Origin of the sequence: Paenibacillus senegalimassiliensis (assembly GCF_001486585.1) — a bacterium.
Classification (GTDB): Bacteria; Bacillota; Bacilli; order Paenibacillales; family Paenibacillaceae; genus Fontibacillus; species Fontibacillus senegalimassiliensis.
Map to the genome: position 1 here is coordinate 274,377 of NZ_LN909046.1, position 14,995 is coordinate 289,371.

17 protein-coding genes are annotated in these 14,995 nt (G+C 49.8%); all 17 read left to right on the plus strand.

All coding sequences use genetic code 11. The features are described from left to right. Positions 1-32 precede the first annotated feature (32 nt). The 17 genes from BN3279_RS15255 (at position 33) to BN3279_RS15335 (ending at position 14,993) form a co-directional block, all read left to right on the plus strand. Positions 33-560 carry a YqeG family HAD IIIA-type phosphatase gene (locus BN3279_RS15255; RefSeq protein WP_059052040.1) on the plus strand — a complete coding sequence of 176 codons (528 nt, stop codon included), beginning with the start codon at positions 33-35 and terminating at the stop codon, positions 558-560. After that, positions 557-1,684: a ribosome biogenesis GTPase YqeH gene (gene yqeH / locus BN3279_RS15260; RefSeq protein ID WP_059052041.1), complete on the plus strand. Its 1,128-nt coding sequence runs from the start codon at positions 557-559 to the stop codon at positions 1,682-1,684. The genes BN3279_RS15255 and yqeH overlap by 4 nt, the downstream gene beginning before the upstream one ends. Positions 1,685-1,734: 50 nt before the next feature. Beyond that, positions 1,735-2,634, plus strand: coding sequence for a shikimate dehydrogenase (gene aroE / locus BN3279_RS15265; RefSeq protein ID WP_082673098.1), 900 nt, complete (start codon positions 1,735-1,737; stop codon positions 2,632-2,634). Between the two features lie 43 nt (positions 2,635-2,677). Continuing rightward, positions 2,678-2,974, plus strand: a complete 297-nt coding sequence (yhbY, locus tag BN3279_RS15270; RefSeq protein WP_059052042.1) for a ribosome assembly RNA-binding protein YhbY — start codon at positions 2,678-2,680, stop codon at positions 2,972-2,974. A 15-nt stretch (positions 2,975-2,989) separates the two neighbouring features. Beyond that, positions 2,990-3,583 carry a nicotinate-nucleotide adenylyltransferase gene (locus tag BN3279_RS15275; protein WP_059052043.1) on the plus strand — a complete coding sequence of 198 codons (594 nt, stop codon included), beginning with the start codon at positions 2,990-2,992 and terminating at the stop codon, positions 3,581-3,583. Beyond that, a complete protein-coding gene (gene yqeK / locus BN3279_RS15280) occupies positions 3,567-4,154 on the plus strand; it encodes a bis(5'-nucleosyl)-tetraphosphatase (symmetrical) YqeK (protein WP_059052044.1) in 588 nt (195 codons plus the stop codon). Before BN3279_RS15275 ends, yqeK begins: the two co-directional genes overlap by 17 nt. Beyond that, a complete protein-coding gene (rsfS, locus tag BN3279_RS15285; RefSeq protein ID WP_059052045.1) occupies positions 4,155-4,502 on the plus strand; it encodes a ribosome silencing factor in 348 nt (115 codons plus the stop codon). Beyond that, complete coding sequence (locus tag BN3279_RS15290) at positions 4,499-5,404, plus strand: CvfB family protein (protein ID WP_059052046.1); 906 nt, start codon at positions 4,499-4,501, stop codon at positions 5,402-5,404. The genes rsfS and BN3279_RS15290 overlap by 4 nt, the downstream gene beginning before the upstream one ends. Before the next feature lie 36 nt (positions 5,405-5,440). Continuing rightward, complete coding sequence (locus tag BN3279_RS15295) at positions 5,441-6,214, plus strand: class I SAM-dependent DNA methyltransferase (protein WP_059052047.1); 774 nt, start codon at positions 5,441-5,443, stop codon at positions 6,212-6,214. Positions 6,215-6,245: 31 nt separating this feature from the next. After that, positions 6,246-6,896, plus strand: coding sequence for an SGNH/GDSL hydrolase family protein (locus BN3279_RS15300; protein ID WP_059052048.1), 651 nt, complete (start codon positions 6,246-6,248; stop codon positions 6,894-6,896). Positions 6,897-6,920: 24 nt separating this feature from the next. Further along, positions 6,921-8,639: a ribonuclease J1 gene (rnjA, locus tag BN3279_RS15305; RefSeq protein WP_059052049.1), complete on the plus strand. Its 1,719-nt coding sequence runs from the start codon at positions 6,921-6,923 to the stop codon at positions 8,637-8,639. Between the two features lie 157 nt (positions 8,640-8,796). Further along, positions 8,797-8,976 (plus strand): hypothetical protein, encoded by a 180-nt coding sequence (locus BN3279_RS15310; protein WP_198343585.1) that lies wholly within the window; start codon positions 8,797-8,799, stop codon positions 8,974-8,976. Beyond that, a complete protein-coding gene (locus BN3279_RS15315; RefSeq protein ID WP_059052050.1) occupies positions 8,973-9,569 on the plus strand; it encodes a Fic/DOC family protein in 597 nt (198 codons plus the stop codon). Before BN3279_RS15310 ends, BN3279_RS15315 begins: the two co-directional genes overlap by 4 nt. A 145-nt stretch (positions 9,570-9,714) precedes the next feature. After that, positions 9,715-10,689 carry a sugar kinase gene (locus tag BN3279_RS15320; RefSeq protein WP_059052051.1) on the plus strand — a complete coding sequence of 325 codons (975 nt, stop codon included), beginning with the start codon at positions 9,715-9,717 and terminating at the stop codon, positions 10,687-10,689. Between the two features lie 294 nt (positions 10,690-10,983). Continuing rightward, entirely contained in the window at positions 10,984-12,378 is a 1,395-nt protein-coding gene (locus tag BN3279_RS15325) for a PTS transporter subunit EIIC (RefSeq protein WP_059052052.1), read from the plus strand. A 115-nt stretch (positions 12,379-12,493) separates the two neighbouring features. Next, a complete protein-coding gene (locus BN3279_RS15330; RefSeq protein ID WP_059052053.1) occupies positions 12,494-13,528 on the plus strand; it encodes a LacI family DNA-binding transcriptional regulator in 1,035 nt (344 codons plus the stop codon). A gap of 13 nt (positions 13,529-13,541) precedes the next feature. Then, on the plus strand, positions 13,542-14,993 hold the full coding sequence (locus BN3279_RS15335; protein WP_059052054.1) for a 6-phospho-beta-glucosidase: 1,452 nt from the start codon (positions 13,542-13,544) through the stop codon (positions 14,991-14,993). Positions 14,994-14,995 lie beyond the last annotated feature (2 nt).

Here is a 14,995-nt window from a genome sequence, read left to right on the forward strand (position 1 = left end):
TAGTTTGTCGTATGAAACTGAGGTGAATATACTTGTTCGAGAAATTTTTACCGGATATGCGTGTGGACAGCGTATTCGACATCGATCTGGAAGAGCTATATGCCCAAGGCTACCGAGGAATTATTACCGACCTCGATAATACGCTGGTCGGAGCCAAGGCGCCGCTCGCAACTCCGGAATTGATTGAATGGTTCGCGAAAGTGAAGGAAAACGGGTTTAAACTCGTCATTGTATCAAACAATAATTTGAACAGGGTGTCGGTCTTTGCCGGCCCTTTAAATATTGAATTTGTGCATGCAGCCAAGAAGCCTTCAGGTGCGGCCTTTCGCCGGGCGGTAGGTATGATGGGGTTGAAGCCGGAAGAAACGATTGTTGTTGGCGACCAGTTGATGACTGACGTGTTCGGAGGCAACCGTCAAGGGCTGTATACGGTACTGGTGTTGCCAATTTCCGTACAGGATGAGGGTATGGGTACAAGAATTAACCGTCGCTTGGAACGAGTGGTCAAACGGCGGCTTAGCAAAATAGGATTATGGTTGGAGGAGGAAAGCAAGCAATGACGGAGGTAGAGAGCGCGGATCGCGCGCTTCGTTGCAGCGGTTGTGGTATTTTGCTGCAAAGTGAGAACCCCGGGAAGCCGGGATTTGCCCCGGAGCAGGCGTTATCGAAGGAACCGGTGATTTGCCAGCGTTGTTTCCGGATTAAGAACTACAATGAGTCCTCATCAGTCACAGTAGAACAGGATGAATTCCTGCGTCTGCTCGCACAGATTGGACAGAAGGAAGCACTGGTCATTCATATCGTCGATTTGTTTGACTTTCAAGGTAGCTTGATTTCCGGTTTGCAGCGGTTTGTGGGCAGTAATCCAGTATTACTGGCCGTCAACAAAACGGACTTGTTGCCCAAGGTAACGAACTGGAACAAAGTGCGCAATTGGGTGCAGAAGGAAGCCAAGGATATGGGCCTGAAGGTAGAGGACGTTATCCTGTGCAGCGCGAAGCAGAACAGCGGGTTTGACCGCTTGCTGGATGCTATAGCCGAACGACGTGGAGATCGCGACGTGTATGTTGTGGGAGCAACCAATGTGGGTAAATCTACGTTAATCAATCGGCTTATTCGCGACTATAGCGATTTGGAGCAGGAGCTTACCGTCTCCCGTTATCCGGGAACGACACTCGATATGGTTCATATTCCGCTCGATGATGGTCGGGCTATTATTGATACGCCGGGAATCGTGTATCCTTCACGCTATAGTGAACTGGTGGCCCCGGTCGATCTGGCCGTGCTTATGCCAGAGAAGACGCTCAAGCCGGCCGTCTATCAATTGAACGAGGGGCAAACGCTCTTCTTCGGCGGGTTTGGCCGTTTTGACTTTATTCAAGGGGAACGTCAGTCCTTTACCTGCTTCATCAGCGGGCGTTTGCCGATTCATCGCACGAAGCTGGAACGGGCTGATGAACTGTTCGTAAATCATGCCGGGGAGATGTTGTCTCCGCCAAACCGGGAGAATTTTGAGAGCTTGCCGGAGTGGACGCGTCATGAGTTCCGTATTCCTAAGGGAAGCCGCAGCGATCTGTTCATTTCGGGGCTAGGCTGGATCAAGATCAATAATGATTTGGGCGCCGTTATTGCCGCGCATGTGCCTAAGGGCGTGAAGGTGCTGGTACGTCCTTCGCTTATTTAACGCAAGACGTGGCAGAGCCGTTTAATTTAAGTCGATTTGGGGGAGACAACATGGAGAAGCAAGCAACTCATACCGAACTCAAGCTGCATGAAGGGCAGGAAGTAGGCAAAGATAATCTGCCGCTGCTCCTTGGAGTCCTCGGTGATCCCATCGTTCACTCCAAATCACCGATTATGCATAGAGCTGCGTTGCAATCCTGTGGTCTGACCGGTGCGTATCTGCCGTTTCACGTCAAGCCGGAGCGGCTAGGTGAAGCTATTGGGGGGATTCGGGCACTAGGGTTCCGCGGGATCAATGTGACCGTGCCACATAAGCTGGAGGTTATGAATTACCTGGATCATATCGACGAAGGAGCCAAGCTGATCGGTGCCGTCAATACCATTGTGAATGACGGCGGTATTCTGACGGGCTACAATACGGACGGAATTGGATATGTGCGTTCTTTGAAAGAAGAAGCCGTACCCGACCTTCGAGGCAAGCGAATTCTGGTCTTGGGCTCGGGCGGGGCGGCTCGCGGTATCATTCATGCGCTGCTCCAAGAGCAGCCTGAACAGGTGGTTGTGGCTAATCGGACGGCGGCTAAAGCGCTCGAACTCGCTGCGGAATGGGCGCATCTCGGTCATTTGATCGGTTGTGCGATGGAAGAAGCGAACAATTTCTTGGAACAATGCGACATCGTCATTAATACAACGACCCTGGGTATGTATCCTCATGTGGATGAATGTCCACTGGATGTGGATGCAATTCCATCTGGGATTGTCGTTAGTGATTTGATTTATAATCCGCTCAAGACCAAGCTGCTTGTGCAGGCCGAAGCTAGAAGCTGTACGGTCCATGGGGGTCTGGGGATGTTTGTATACCAGGGTGCTTATGCGTTCGAACACTGGACGGGTCTGCCTGCTCCTGTAGAAGCGATGCGAGCCGTGGTTATGGAGAGCATGTCTCAGTAGCCATAATAAATGACCTATATGAAGGTAAGGAGTTTTGCATAACATGTTAACAGGAAAACAAAAACGATATTTGCGCGGTTTGGCGCATGAATTACAGCCTATTTTTCAAGTGGGCAAGGGCGGTACCAACGAGCACATGATCAAACAGATCGCGGAGGCACTGGAACGTCGGGAGTTGATCAAGGTGTCCATACTGAACAACAACCTGGAAGTTCCCCAGGAGATTGCTGAAGAGTTGGCCTCTGGCGCAGGGGCAGAACTGGTGCAATTGATCGGCCGTACGGTGATTCTGTACAAGGAATCACGTGAATACAAGCAAATCGTATTGCCCTCGAACTGATAGGAGGGGCTGTACATGAAAAAGGTCGGAATTATGGGTGGGGCATTTGATCCCATTCATCTGGGGCATCTGCTCGCGGCTGAAGCCGCAAGGGAGCAGTATCAATTGGAAGAGGTCTGGTTCATGCCCTCGCATATTCCTCCCCACAAGCATCAGGCTGGTGTCAGCGGGCAACAGCGTCTGGAGATGGTCGAGGCAGCGGTACGAAGTCATCCGGGATTCAAGCCGATTGACATTGAACTGCGCCGGGGTGGCGTATCTTATACCGTGGAGACCATTCGGGAGATCCGCTCACTGCACCCCGAGTTGGAGCTGTATTTTATCATCGGAGCCGACATGGTCAATTACCTTCCCAAATGGGAGGGGATTGAGGATTTGGTCAAGATGCTGTCTTTCATCGGGTTACAGCGTCCCGGAAGCTTCCTCGAACTGGACGTGTTGCCACCGTTCATTCAGCAGGCAGTTCAATTGGCTGAGATGCCACTGGTCGATATTTCTTCCAGTCTGATCCGCAGCCGATTACTGGCAGGACGCTCGGTCCGTTATATGGTGCCTGACTCCGTGTATGAGTATATGACAAGGAGCGGATTGTATGGATTACAACCGTGATGCATTGATAGCTGCCGTATCGGCGGGCATGCCCGCCAAACGGTGGAAGCATGTGGAAGGCGTGATGGAGAGCGCTGTTCTCCTGGCGAAGCGGTATGGAGCTGATCCCGTAAAGGCGGATTTGGCTGCGCTGTTGCATGACTTGGCCAAGTTTTGGGCGATTGACAAGCAAGAGGAGATTGTTCGGAATCATGGGCTGAATGCGGAACTGTTAGAGCATGATAAGCAATTGCTTCATGCCGAGGTAGGTGCCTATATCGCTCGTGTGGAGTATGGGGTACAGGACGTAGAGGTTCTGGATGCGGTACGTTATCATACTTCCGGGAGAATCGGGATGACCTTGCTAGACAAGATCGTTTGTCTGGCTGATTATATTGAACCGGGAAGAGAGTTCCCCGGTGTGGACCATATTCGTGAGCTGGCGGAGAAAAGTCTGGAGGACGCGCTGATTGCCGGGTTCGATTCGACGATTTCTTTTTTACTGGAGAAGGGCAAACCGATTTTCCCCCTTACTGTGCTTGCACGTAATGATTTGATTAAGCAAAGAACAAAATCTAAGGAGGCTGAGTGAATGGCTGTAAATTCACATGAATTATTGAATTTGGCGGTTCAGGCTGCGGATGATAAGAAAGCGATGAACATCGTAGCTTTGGATTTGAAAGGGATTTCCCTGATTGCTGATTACTTCGTGATCTGTCACGGTAATTCGGATACCCAGGTTCAAGCAATTGCAACTGAGGTTCGTAAAAGAGCACAGGAGGCGGGAGTAAACATCCGTGGCATAGAAGGTATGGATGCAGCTCGTTGGGTACTGATGGATTTGGGTGATGTCGTGGTTCACATCTTCCACCGTGATGAACGCGAGTTTTATAATATTGAGCGCTTGTGGTCAGACGCTAAAGTTGTGGAGACGGTATGAGCTTAATCGCAGGTACTGTTGTTCAATTGCCGATTGATCGCGAGGTTTCTCCCTACGGATATTTTCTGAGTGCAGGTGATCAGGATGTATTGTTGCATTATTCAGAATTGACCCGTCAGGTGAAACCAGGCGAAACGGTGGAAGTATTTATGTTCTATGATACGGAGGACCGGATTGCGGCCACGATGAAGCGCCCTTATCTAACGCTGGGTGAACTGGCGTTGCTTGAGGTAGCCGATGTACATCCACGGCTCGGCTGTTTCCTGGAGATGGGGCTGGGCCGTCAATTGCTGCTTCCCATCCGCGAGCTCCCTGAACTGAAGGAATTGCATCCTCAGGTTGGCGACCATGTCTATGTGATTATGGAGCATGACAAGCAGGGGCGGCTTAAGGCCAAGCTGGCGGGTGAGCAGGAGCTTGCTCCTCATGCGTTCCATGCCCCAGAATCCTGGAGGAACGAATGGATGGATGCCATCGTGTACAAGCCGCTGCAAATGGGTACCTTTGTCGTTGTGCAGGGCGGGGTGCTTGGATTTGGAGCTATCGGCATGATTCATTCGTCAGAGCGTAATCGCTTGCTGCGGCTAGGTGAACGGGTGCAGGCACGCATTGCCCATATCCGTGAGGATGGGCGGGTGAACCTGGCCATGGCGCCGCGTAAGGAGATTGGTATGGATCAGGATGCGGAGCGGATCATGGCCTACCTGACAAGCCGTCCTGGCGGCAGCATGCCGTATTCTGACAGCACTCCACCGGACTTGATCAAACAGCGCTTCTCGATTAGCAAAGCCGCATTTAAGCGGGCGCTGGGGAAGCTGATGAAGGAAGGCAAGGTTGTGCAGCGGGAGAACTGGACGCATCTGGTACAGGAGCCGCAGGAAAGCAACCAGACCGAGCAGTAATATTTGCATCTATAGAAAGCGGTGACAAGTACAACGATGGCTTCCTATCGGAAATTTGCTTACGTGTATGATGAGTTAATGGAGGATATGCCGTACCCGGATTGGATTCGGTTCGCAAGGACAGCTTGGGAACGCCACGGGATGCCCCGAACCGTTGTTGATTTGGGCTGCGGAACAGGGAGCATTACCATTCCGCTCGTGAATGCAGGATTTGAGGTAACCGGCATTGATTTGTCCTCGGACATGCTGTCAGTGGCCCGGCGCAAGATGGATGCAACTCCCCAGGGAACCAGATTGCTGCGTGAGGGAAGCGTTCGCTGGGTTCAGCAGGATATGACAGATTGGGCCGTACCGGAGCCGGTAGATGCCGTAATTTCTTTTTGTGATTGCTTGAATTACTTGTTGAAAGAGGACGAGATCGTGCGAACCTTTCGCCGCACCTATGAGAACCTGAAGCCGGGTGGTACGTTCTTGTTCGATGTGCACCATCCGAATACCCTGGCCCGTTATGAGGAAGAGCAGCCGTTCATATGGGATGAATCCGGCGTAGCTTATATCTGGACTTGCGAGCGAGATGCCCGTCTTAACGAGATAGAACATCACTTGACGATCTTCGCACGCGAGGAAGAACAGGGACCGGGATTATACCGCCGCTTTGAGGAGACGCATACTCAGCGGGCCTACGATCCGCTCTGGATGAAGGAAGAGCTTAGACGCTGTGGCTTCAGCCAAATTACCTGCTATGCGGATTTTGAGTGGGTTGAAGCCGTAGATGAAGCGGCCCGGATATTTTTTGTGGCGGTAAAATAAAAGAATTCATGGGGAAAGCGAGTGCGGTGAGATGAATAAGTCGATGACGTTGTTATTTCAAGGGGATTCTATTACGGACGGTAACCGGGATCGCGGTAACGATCTGAATCATATTTTGGGACACAGCTATGCTTATATTATTGCTGCCAAGTTGGGACATGAATACGCTCATTTGCGCCCTAGCTTTATTAATCGCGGGGTAAGCGGTGACCGTGCCTCGGATTTGTATGCTCGTTGGAATGAGGATGCCATCAGTCTCAAGCCGGATGTAATCAGTCTTCTTATCGGCGTGAACGATGCCTGGCGGCAGATGAATGGCGAGCCTAGTGGGGCAACAGATCGTTTTGAACGCGCCTATCTGCATTTGCTTGAGGAGACGCGGGAAGTTCTGCCTGAGACGAAGTTGATCTTATGTGAACCCTTTATATTAAACACAGGTGCTCCTGCGGAAAAATGGGAGGAGTGGAAGGGGCTCGTATCCCGCTATCAAGCGATTGTATTGCGTTTGGCGGAGCAGTTTGGTGCGGTGCATGTCCCATTACAGAATGCTTTTGATCAAGCGGCACAGGTTGCGGGTCCTGCTTACTGGCTATGGGATGGGGTTCATCCGACGGCAGCGGGTCATGATCTGGTTGCCAAGCGCTGGCTTGAGGTCGTAGGTAGCAGCGGGATTTTTCAGTAATTGTCAGAGAGGATTAACAACCTAATGAATGAAGCAGCTAGTAAACCAGTTAAACCAGTCAAAAGTCATCGTCGGCTTAAATCTTCTCCACCCCCCGTGCGAATTTATTCGCTGGGCGGCATTGGGGAGATTGGCAAGAACATGTATGGTATTGAGTATAGGGATGAAATTATTCTCATTGATGCCGGGTTGAAATTTCCGGATTCTCGTCTGACGGGGATCGATTGCATTGTGCCTGATATCAGTTATCTGATTGAAAACAAGCACAAAATGAAGGGATTGTTCCTGACCCATGGACATGAGGACCATATCGGTGCTATTCCTTATGTGCTGCGTCAGTTACAACTGCCTATCTATGGCGGACCGCTCACGATTGGATTGGTGAAAGCCAAGCTGGAGGAGCATCGTTTGCTTGGACAGGCTGAACTGCATGTTTACCAAGAGGAAGATCGCTATGCGTTCAAGCATCTGGCGGTTCACTTCTTCCGCACGACGCACAGCATTCCCGATGCCTTCGGTATCGTGGTGGATACGCCTTACGGCTCGGTAGTGCATACCGGGGACTTCAAGTTTGACTTTACGCCTGAGGATCGTCCAGCCAATCTGTTCAAGATGGCTAGTGTTGGCGGGGAAGGTGTGCTGGCATTGCTGGCGGACAGTACAAACAGCGAGAAGGAGGGGTTTACCCCTTCGGAACGGCGGGTTGGCGATGCCATCCTGAAGCAGTTCCAGGATTGCGATGGCCGGATATTGTTCGCGACCTTTGCTTCGAATGTACACCGTTTGCAGCAGGTTGTGGAAGCGGCAGCCTTATGCAAACGGAAAATCGCCGTCATTGGACGCAGTATGGAGAAGGTATTCAACATCGGTCAGGAATTGGGCTATATCCGTTTGCCAGAAGGAATGCTCATTGATGTGAAGCATATTGATCGTTATCCAGACCATCAAGTGCTGATTGTCTGTACCGGTAGCCAAGGTGAGCCAAATGCAGCTCTCAGCCGGATCGCCTCAGGGGCACATCGTAATGTACAGGTGTATCCTGGGGATACGGTGATTTATTCCTCGTCGCCAATTCCAGGCAACGGGCAAAATATCAATCGCAGCATCGATTTGCTGCTACGGGCTGGAGCCAATGTCATTTATGGCTCGGTATTCGACATTCATACTTCCGGCCATGGCTGCCGTGAGGATTTGAAGCTGATGCTCAGCTTTATCCGTCCGAAGTATTTCATTCCGATTCACGGTGAGTATCGCATGTTGTTGAGCCACCGCAACCTGGCCTTGCAGACCGGCATTTCTGATGATCGCATCTTCGTTATGAATATCGGAGATAGCTTATCGGTGTATCGTAACCGGGCCAAGCGGGGTAAAACAATTCCGTCCGGAGAAGTATTAATCAGCAATGGGGAAATGCGCTCCAATGAAGATGCGCTGGTCCTCGAACGGATGGAGCTGGCACAGGAAGGGATCGTCATCGTGGTAATGACCGTTGATCGCAAGACGCGGCAAATTATGGCGGGACCGGATATCGTCACACGTGGCTTCGTATACATGCAGGATGCCAGACCGTTATTACGGCGGGCTGAATCGATGCTGAAGCGAAATCTCAACCGCTTGGGCACCCAGAAGGAGTCCTATGATCGGACCGTCTGGCTACGGGCCACGCGGCAGGTACTGCGGCGTTATTTCATCAAAGAAGTCGGCCGTACCCCTCACATCATGCCTTCTATTCTTGAAATATAATTTATGCGGAGTAGTTACTCTGGTTGAAGTCAAGCAAACAGCGATAGGTTGCGTCCTATCGCTGTTTTTTGTTAGGAAGACGGAGCTGTTCAGCGGAACTGAGATGCCAGAGGCAGGGCTTAGCATGGTATAATAGGTATAAAAAGGTGGTGCTTATTTGAAAAACCTAGAGAAGTTGATTGAGCAGGTTAACGGTTCTATGTCGATAGAAGGAATGCCACTTACGGAAAGTGATAAAGAGAGAATCAGGCATTATGCTGGGGATGATGCGAAGGTTGAGGAAGCGGTAGCCGAACTCGTCAAGAAGCATACTTCTTCTAAGGAAGCATCCTCATGAGCAGCGAGTGGGATCAGAGTTATTGCTATCCTCAGTCGAATGTTCTTATTAACAAATTGGGCATTACTGATGCGCAGAAGCTTCACATTGCCGAGCGGGAAATCACGTCTTTGAGAATGGCCCAAGCGAAATTGAGGGTCATCCCCGGCCAGTTCGACCTGAATCATTTGAGAGCGATTCACAAGTGCATTTTTGGAGATGTTTATGAGTGGGCTGGTGAGATCAGACGGGTTAATATCGCTAAAGGGAATATGTTTTGCAATTACTCATATATTTCTTCCAATGCAGATTCATTGTTCATACAGCTAAAAAAAGAGAATGATCTGAGAGGGACCTCTATAGATGAGGCAGCTCTCAGGCTGGCCTATTATCTTAGCGAAATCAACGCCCTCCATCCCTTCCGGGAAGGAAATGGGAGAGTACAAAGGCTGTTCATTGATTACCTGGCGGAACAGGCGGGCTACAGTCTGGATATATCTCAGGTGACAAGCAAGCAAATGATTGAAGCAAGCGCGGCGTCCTTTTTATGTGATTATGCAAAAATGGAAGCGATGTTCAGGGCTATCATTGGTCCATATGCTGCCGATGATTAATACGGAAATTATATGCTGGTGCTAGATCCTTTTTATTTAAACTCGAAAAAAGGAAAATGTAAGCGGTTCAGAGAAATACATATATACACGATTAGTATATGAATTGCTCATGTACCGAAGATTAGAGGAAGGTGAATTTGAAACGATGAGTGGGAGTAAACAGCAGGACAAGGGAATGCTTGATGTTGTGACCTTTGGGGAAAGCATGGCGTTGCTGATTGCAGAAGGGGGCAAAGGGCTGGAATATGCCAGCAATCTATCCCCTTCCTTTGGCGGAGCGGAATCCAATGTAGCCATTGGGCTGGCCCGTCTGGGGCAAGCTTCGGGGTGGTGTGGTCGCTTGGGGAATGATGCCTTCGGTCGCCGTATAATTAAGGCAATTCGCGGTGAGGGAGTTGACGTATCTCGGGCAGAATTAACAGATGAAGCACCTACGGGCTTGATGGTTCGCGAGAATGTAGCAGGCAAAAGCTCGGTTTACTATTACCGCAAGCTGTCTGCGGCCAGCTTCATGCGGCCGGAGCATCTGGATGAAGCGTATATCGCTAGTAGCAAGGTGCTGCATCTGACGGGCATTACGCCGGCGCTAAGCGCTTCTTGTATTGAAGCGGCCCATGCGGCGGTTCAGATGGCCAAGCAGAATGGAGTTAAGGTGAGCTTCGATCCCAATCTGCGCCTCAAGCTGTGGAGCTTGGAGGAGGCACGGAAGGTACTCCTGCCGCTTGCAGAGCAAGCTGATTATTTCCTGCCGGGATTGGATGAACTGAAGCTGTTGTATCAGACCGATTCCATGGAGACCATTACGGACAAATTGAAGAAGCTTCCAGGGATCAGCATTATCAAGGGTGGCGAGGATTGCACCTATGTTCTGGAGAAGGATAAATTGACCTCAGTACCTTATTTCAAGGTTGACCAGGTCATTGATACGGTGGGGGCAGGAGACGGCTTTTGCGCCGGATTTCTGACGGGCGTAGTCCGTGGATACAGTATGGAGGAAGCCGTTCGTCTTGGTAATCTCATCGGCTCCCAAGTGATTCAAGCGGTGGGAGACTGGGAAGGCCTGCCGAGCGCGGTGGAGATTGAGCAACTGTTGTCCGGGAAAGGGCATGTGGAACGGTAATGACCTGAGGTATCATCGGCTGGCTATTAGCTGGGAGAAGTTCAGCCGCCGATGATGCCTTATTTATGTTGAGGATCACCGGACCAGGATTGTCAAAAGGCTGTCATTATTTTTTGAAAACGGTTTATTGACAAGTCGAATTTTGTCACTTATACTAGGCACATACCTGCAGGGATTTATTTTTTTGAGCATTACTGAAACGTTTCAGTTTGTTCAAAATATTTTTTTGAACTTTTACTGTAACGTTTCAGTAAACGGATTTTAGTACATGATAAAGTTACTGGGGTGACGTAAATGAGTAACAAAGAAACGGCAACAAGTATCATCCAATTGGTGGGAGGAAGCCAAAACATTTCGAGCCTGGTTCATTGTGCGACAAGACTGCGCTTTGAATTACATGACAGCTCCAAGGCGGACCGCGAGGCACTCAAAGCTCTGCCTAAGGTGCTGGGAGTGATGGATGCCCAAGGGCAAACCATGGTCATTATCGGGCCAATGGTCAATGAGATGCACGCTGAAATCATGCAGCAATTGGAGGGTGGCACGGTGGTAGAGGGAGCCTCGGTTAACTCGGACAGCTCTGCTGCCGATACCAAGGGCAGTAAGAAGTCCTGGTTCGATAAGCTGCTGGCGACGATTTCGGCTATCTTTACGCCATACATTCCTATCCTGGCGACATCGGGAATTATCAAAGGGCTTATTGATATTCTGGCACAGTCAGGTATTCTTCCGGCTACTAGTAATACCTATTTAATTTTGGCGGGTGCGGGTAATGCCCTTATCTATTTCTTCCCGATTTTGCTTGCCTTCACAGCGGCTCAGAAATTCGGGGCTAACCCTTACATCGGGGCAGCGATTGGTGCAGCATTGATGGAGCCGAACATTACGGGCATTACGACAACGGGGAATGTTATCGATTTCCTGGGTATTCCCTTTACGGCGATGAATTTTTCCAGTACCGTAATTCCGATTATTTTGGCGATCTGGGCGTACTCCCATTTGGATAAGCTGCTGAGAAGAGTTTTGCCCAAGATGCTGCAATTCATCTTTGTGCCGCTCTTGTCCATGCTGATTATGGTTCCCTTGACCCTGATGGTATTTGGTCCTGTCGGCGGGTTGCTGGCCAATCTGGTGGCCGACGGGTATGAGTTCTTCCTGAACTCCAACGTCATTGTTTTTAACGCCATATTCGGTGCTCTGTTCGTTTACGTCATCATGCTGGGCATTCACTGGGTGGTGCTGCCTCTGCAATTGTCCTATCTGGCCGAGCATGGTATGGAATACAGTCTCGGTTCGGGCGGAATGGGGAATTACGCGTTGCTTGGAGTATGTCTCGCTGTTATGGTCATCTCCAAAAGCAAGGAGGAGAAGACGATTGCCAGCTCCTCCGCCTTCGTCAACTTCTTGTCCGGGGTGACTGAACCGGGATTGTACGGGGTTGTCATGAAGAACAAGAAATACTTCATCTCGCTCACACTAGGCGGTCTGGTTGGTGGTATTATCTGCGGCGTGACCAAGTCCTACATCACGAACTTTGCGTTCACGGGGCTGTTCGGCCTTCCGGCCTTCCTGTCTTCGCCAACGGCAACGACTTATTTCATCGCGGTAGGCGCAACACTGGCGGTGTCGTTCTTTACTACAATTCTATTAAGCAAGCAAAACATTCAGTTCAAGAAGCAGAAGTCTTAGTAGGATTAGCTTCCAGCTCGGGTAGAAGCCATAGAGCAACCGAAACTGCAAATCCCTTGGGCGTACTCTATAATATAAAGAAAAACGGAACAATAGGCGCGAGGTGTGAGACAACATGGCAACGATTAAAGATATTTCAAAATTGCTCAATATTTCAGTTTCGGCGGTTTCCATGGCTTTGAACGACAGTTCGGAAATTGGCGAGAAGACCAAGATTAAAGTGAGAGAAGCTGCCAAGCAGCTTAACTATATCAAGAATGGCTCCGCAATTGATTTGCAGCGGCAGAAGACGAATATTGTCTTGTTGATTACCGATAATCCGACTCGTTCTTATTTTACGGATTCGTTGCAGGTCATCCAGCAGGAGTTGATTGCGAAGCATATCGACCTGGTAATTATTGCGGCCAATGACAAGCATAAAGGAACGGCTGAGCGGTTTATTTCCGAAAATCGGGCGGACGCAGTCATCTGCATGTCCAAATTTATTTCTGAGGAATTTATCAATCTGTATGCCAATAAAAATATGCCGGTCTTTGTACTCGGCCGGGCAGCGAAGCTGATTACGAATGAACATGTGATCAACGTTCCCCTCGATTACAAGCGCGTCGGGGAGGATATCACCGAGTATCTGATTGCCAAAGGACATCGCCAGATTGCTTTCGTGCGAGGAAGCAGGACGTCGATCGGATCGAACTATCGGTACAAAGGATACTTGAGAACGTTGAAGAGATATCAACTGGAGCTCGACAAGGAGCTTATATTTGAAGCGCGCGGCAGCGATTATGACCATGGCTACGGGATTACCGAGAGCATTGTGGAACAGATTGCTTGCGGGCGGGTGGATGGAATATTTTACGCTACGGATGATCTGGCTGTCGGAGGTTTGCAGAAGCTGCTGGAGAAGGGGATTGCTGTTCCGGACGACGTATCGATCGTAGGCTACAACAATTATCCGATCTCCAGAATGGTTACCCCGCCAATTACGACGGTGGACCTGCATCAACAGCAGATTATGCGAAGAGTGGCTAAATCCTTAATCGCCATGATGGAGGGGAACAAAGCCAAGGTCGACCTGGTGCAGAAATTGCAGCAAGGGGCTATTTTCCATTCGGAAATTATAGAAAGAAACTCGGTGAAAAGTAGAGAGTAAGGAGAGGAACCGTATGTCAACTGGGAAGTTGCCTGATGATTTCTTATGGGGAGGGGCCATATCGGCCAACCAATCCGAAGGAGCATGGAATGTAGGAGGTAAAGGAATAAGCACCGCAGATGTCGCTGCTGCTGGCAAGCACGGGCAGAAGAGAGTATATACGGACGGCATTCTGGAAGAGGTGTATTATCCGAATCACGAGGCCATTGATTTTTATCATCGTTATCCTGAGGACATTGCCTTATTTGCGGAAATGGGCTTCAAATGCTTCCGCACCAGCATTCACTGGACGAGAATATTTCCGCAAGGGGATGAAACAGAGCCAAATGAGGAAGGACTCGCCTTCTACGATCGCCTGTTTGATGAATGCTTGAAATATGGCATCGAGCCGGTGGTGACGATTTCCCATTATGAGACCCCGTTATATTTAGTAGAGAAATATGGTTCATGGACCCATCGCCATATGATTGATTGTTATGTTCGTTTGTGTGAAGTTCTGTTCCGGAGATATCGTACCAAAGTGAAATACTGGATGACCTTCAACGAGATTAATGTCATTACTTTAAATCCCGTCATTGCAGCGGGTATTCGCATCGAGCAGGCGGAGCACCCCGAGCAAATGATGTATCAAGCGGCACACTATCAGATGGTTGCCAGCGCAAGAGCCGTCCAGTTGGGGCGTCAGATCAACCCTGACTTCAAGATCGGCATGATGATGCTGTATCCGTTATCCTATGCAGAGACCTGTTCCCCGGAAGACAACCTGGAAAATATGCACAATATGGATCTTCATTATTATTTCTCCGATGTGCAAGTCCGGGGATATTATTCTCCGAAAGCCATCAAATTTCTGGAACGGCGTCAGATCTCGCTGGATATCACGTCAGAAGATAAGCAGGACCTATTACGTGGCACCGTTGATTATATAGGCATCAGCTATTATATGTCCCTGGTCACCAGTGCCAACCCCGACCGGAAAATCCGGGTCAAGGGCAATATGCTGGATGGCATTGCTAATCCGTACCTGGAGAAGAGTGCCTGGGATTGGCAGATTGACGGACTGGGGCTGCGAATTGCTTTGAATTATTTGTACGACCGTTATCAGTTGCCGATCTTCGTTGTTGAGAATGGGCTGGGTGCGGTCGATGAGAAGCGTGAAGGCGAAATGGTTCAGGATGATTACCGAATTGATTATTTGAGAAAACATATTGCACATATGATCGACGCGGTTGTGCTGGATGGAGTCGAGGTTATGGGCTATACCGTCTGGGGCTGTATCGACCTTGTCAGCGCCTCGACCGGAGAAATGAAGAAGCGCTACGGCCTGATTTACGTGGATCGTGATGATCAAGGCCAGGGTACGTTGAATCGGGAGCGCAAGAAATCATTTGGTTGGTATCAACAAGTGATTGCAACAAACGGCGAGATGTTGGATGAACCTCAAGAAGAGCAGACAGAGGAGTGATA

What these genes read in the sequence shown, in the direction of transcription:
- yqeH (WP_059052041.1), top strand. Translation starts at nt 557, where the DNA reads ATGACGGAGGTAGAGAGCGCGGATCGCGCGCTTCGTTGCAGCGGTTGT.
- aroE (WP_082673098.1), top strand. Translation starts at nt 1,735, where the DNA reads ATGGAGAAGCAAGCAACTCATACCGAACTCAAGCTGCATGAAGGGCAG.
- yhbY (WP_059052042.1), top strand. Translation starts at nt 2,678, where the DNA reads ATGTTAACAGGAAAACAAAAACGATATTTGCGCGGTTTGGCGCATGAA.
- BN3279_RS15275 (WP_059052043.1), top strand. Translation starts at nt 2,990, where the DNA reads ATGAAAAAGGTCGGAATTATGGGTGGGGCATTTGATCCCATTCATCTG.
- yqeK (WP_059052044.1), top strand. Translation starts at nt 3,567, where the DNA reads ATGGATTACAACCGTGATGCATTGATAGCTGCCGTATCGGCGGGCATG.
- rsfS (WP_059052045.1), top strand. Translation starts at nt 4,155, where the DNA reads ATGGCTGTAAATTCACATGAATTATTGAATTTGGCGGTTCAGGCTGCG.
- BN3279_RS15290 (WP_059052046.1), top strand. Translation starts at nt 4,499, where the DNA reads ATGAGCTTAATCGCAGGTACTGTTGTTCAATTGCCGATTGATCGCGAG.
- BN3279_RS15295 (WP_059052047.1), top strand. Translation starts at nt 5,441, where the DNA reads ATGGCTTCCTATCGGAAATTTGCTTACGTGTATGATGAGTTAATGGAG.
- BN3279_RS15300 (WP_059052048.1), top strand. Translation starts at nt 6,246, where the DNA reads ATGAATAAGTCGATGACGTTGTTATTTCAAGGGGATTCTATTACGGAC.
- rnjA (WP_059052049.1), top strand. Translation starts at nt 6,921, where the DNA reads ATGAATGAAGCAGCTAGTAAACCAGTTAAACCAGTCAAAAGTCATCGT.
- BN3279_RS15315 (WP_059052050.1), top strand. Translation starts at nt 8,973, where the DNA reads ATGAGCAGCGAGTGGGATCAGAGTTATTGCTATCCTCAGTCGAATGTT.
- BN3279_RS15320 (WP_059052051.1), top strand. Translation starts at nt 9,715, where the DNA reads ATGAGTGGGAGTAAACAGCAGGACAAGGGAATGCTTGATGTTGTGACC.
- BN3279_RS15325 (WP_059052052.1), top strand. Translation starts at nt 10,984, where the DNA reads ATGAGTAACAAAGAAACGGCAACAAGTATCATCCAATTGGTGGGAGGA.
- BN3279_RS15330 (WP_059052053.1), top strand. Translation starts at nt 12,494, where the DNA reads ATGGCAACGATTAAAGATATTTCAAAATTGCTCAATATTTCAGTTTCG.
- BN3279_RS15335 (WP_059052054.1), top strand. Translation starts at nt 13,542, where the DNA reads ATGTCAACTGGGAAGTTGCCTGATGATTTCTTATGGGGAGGGGCCATA.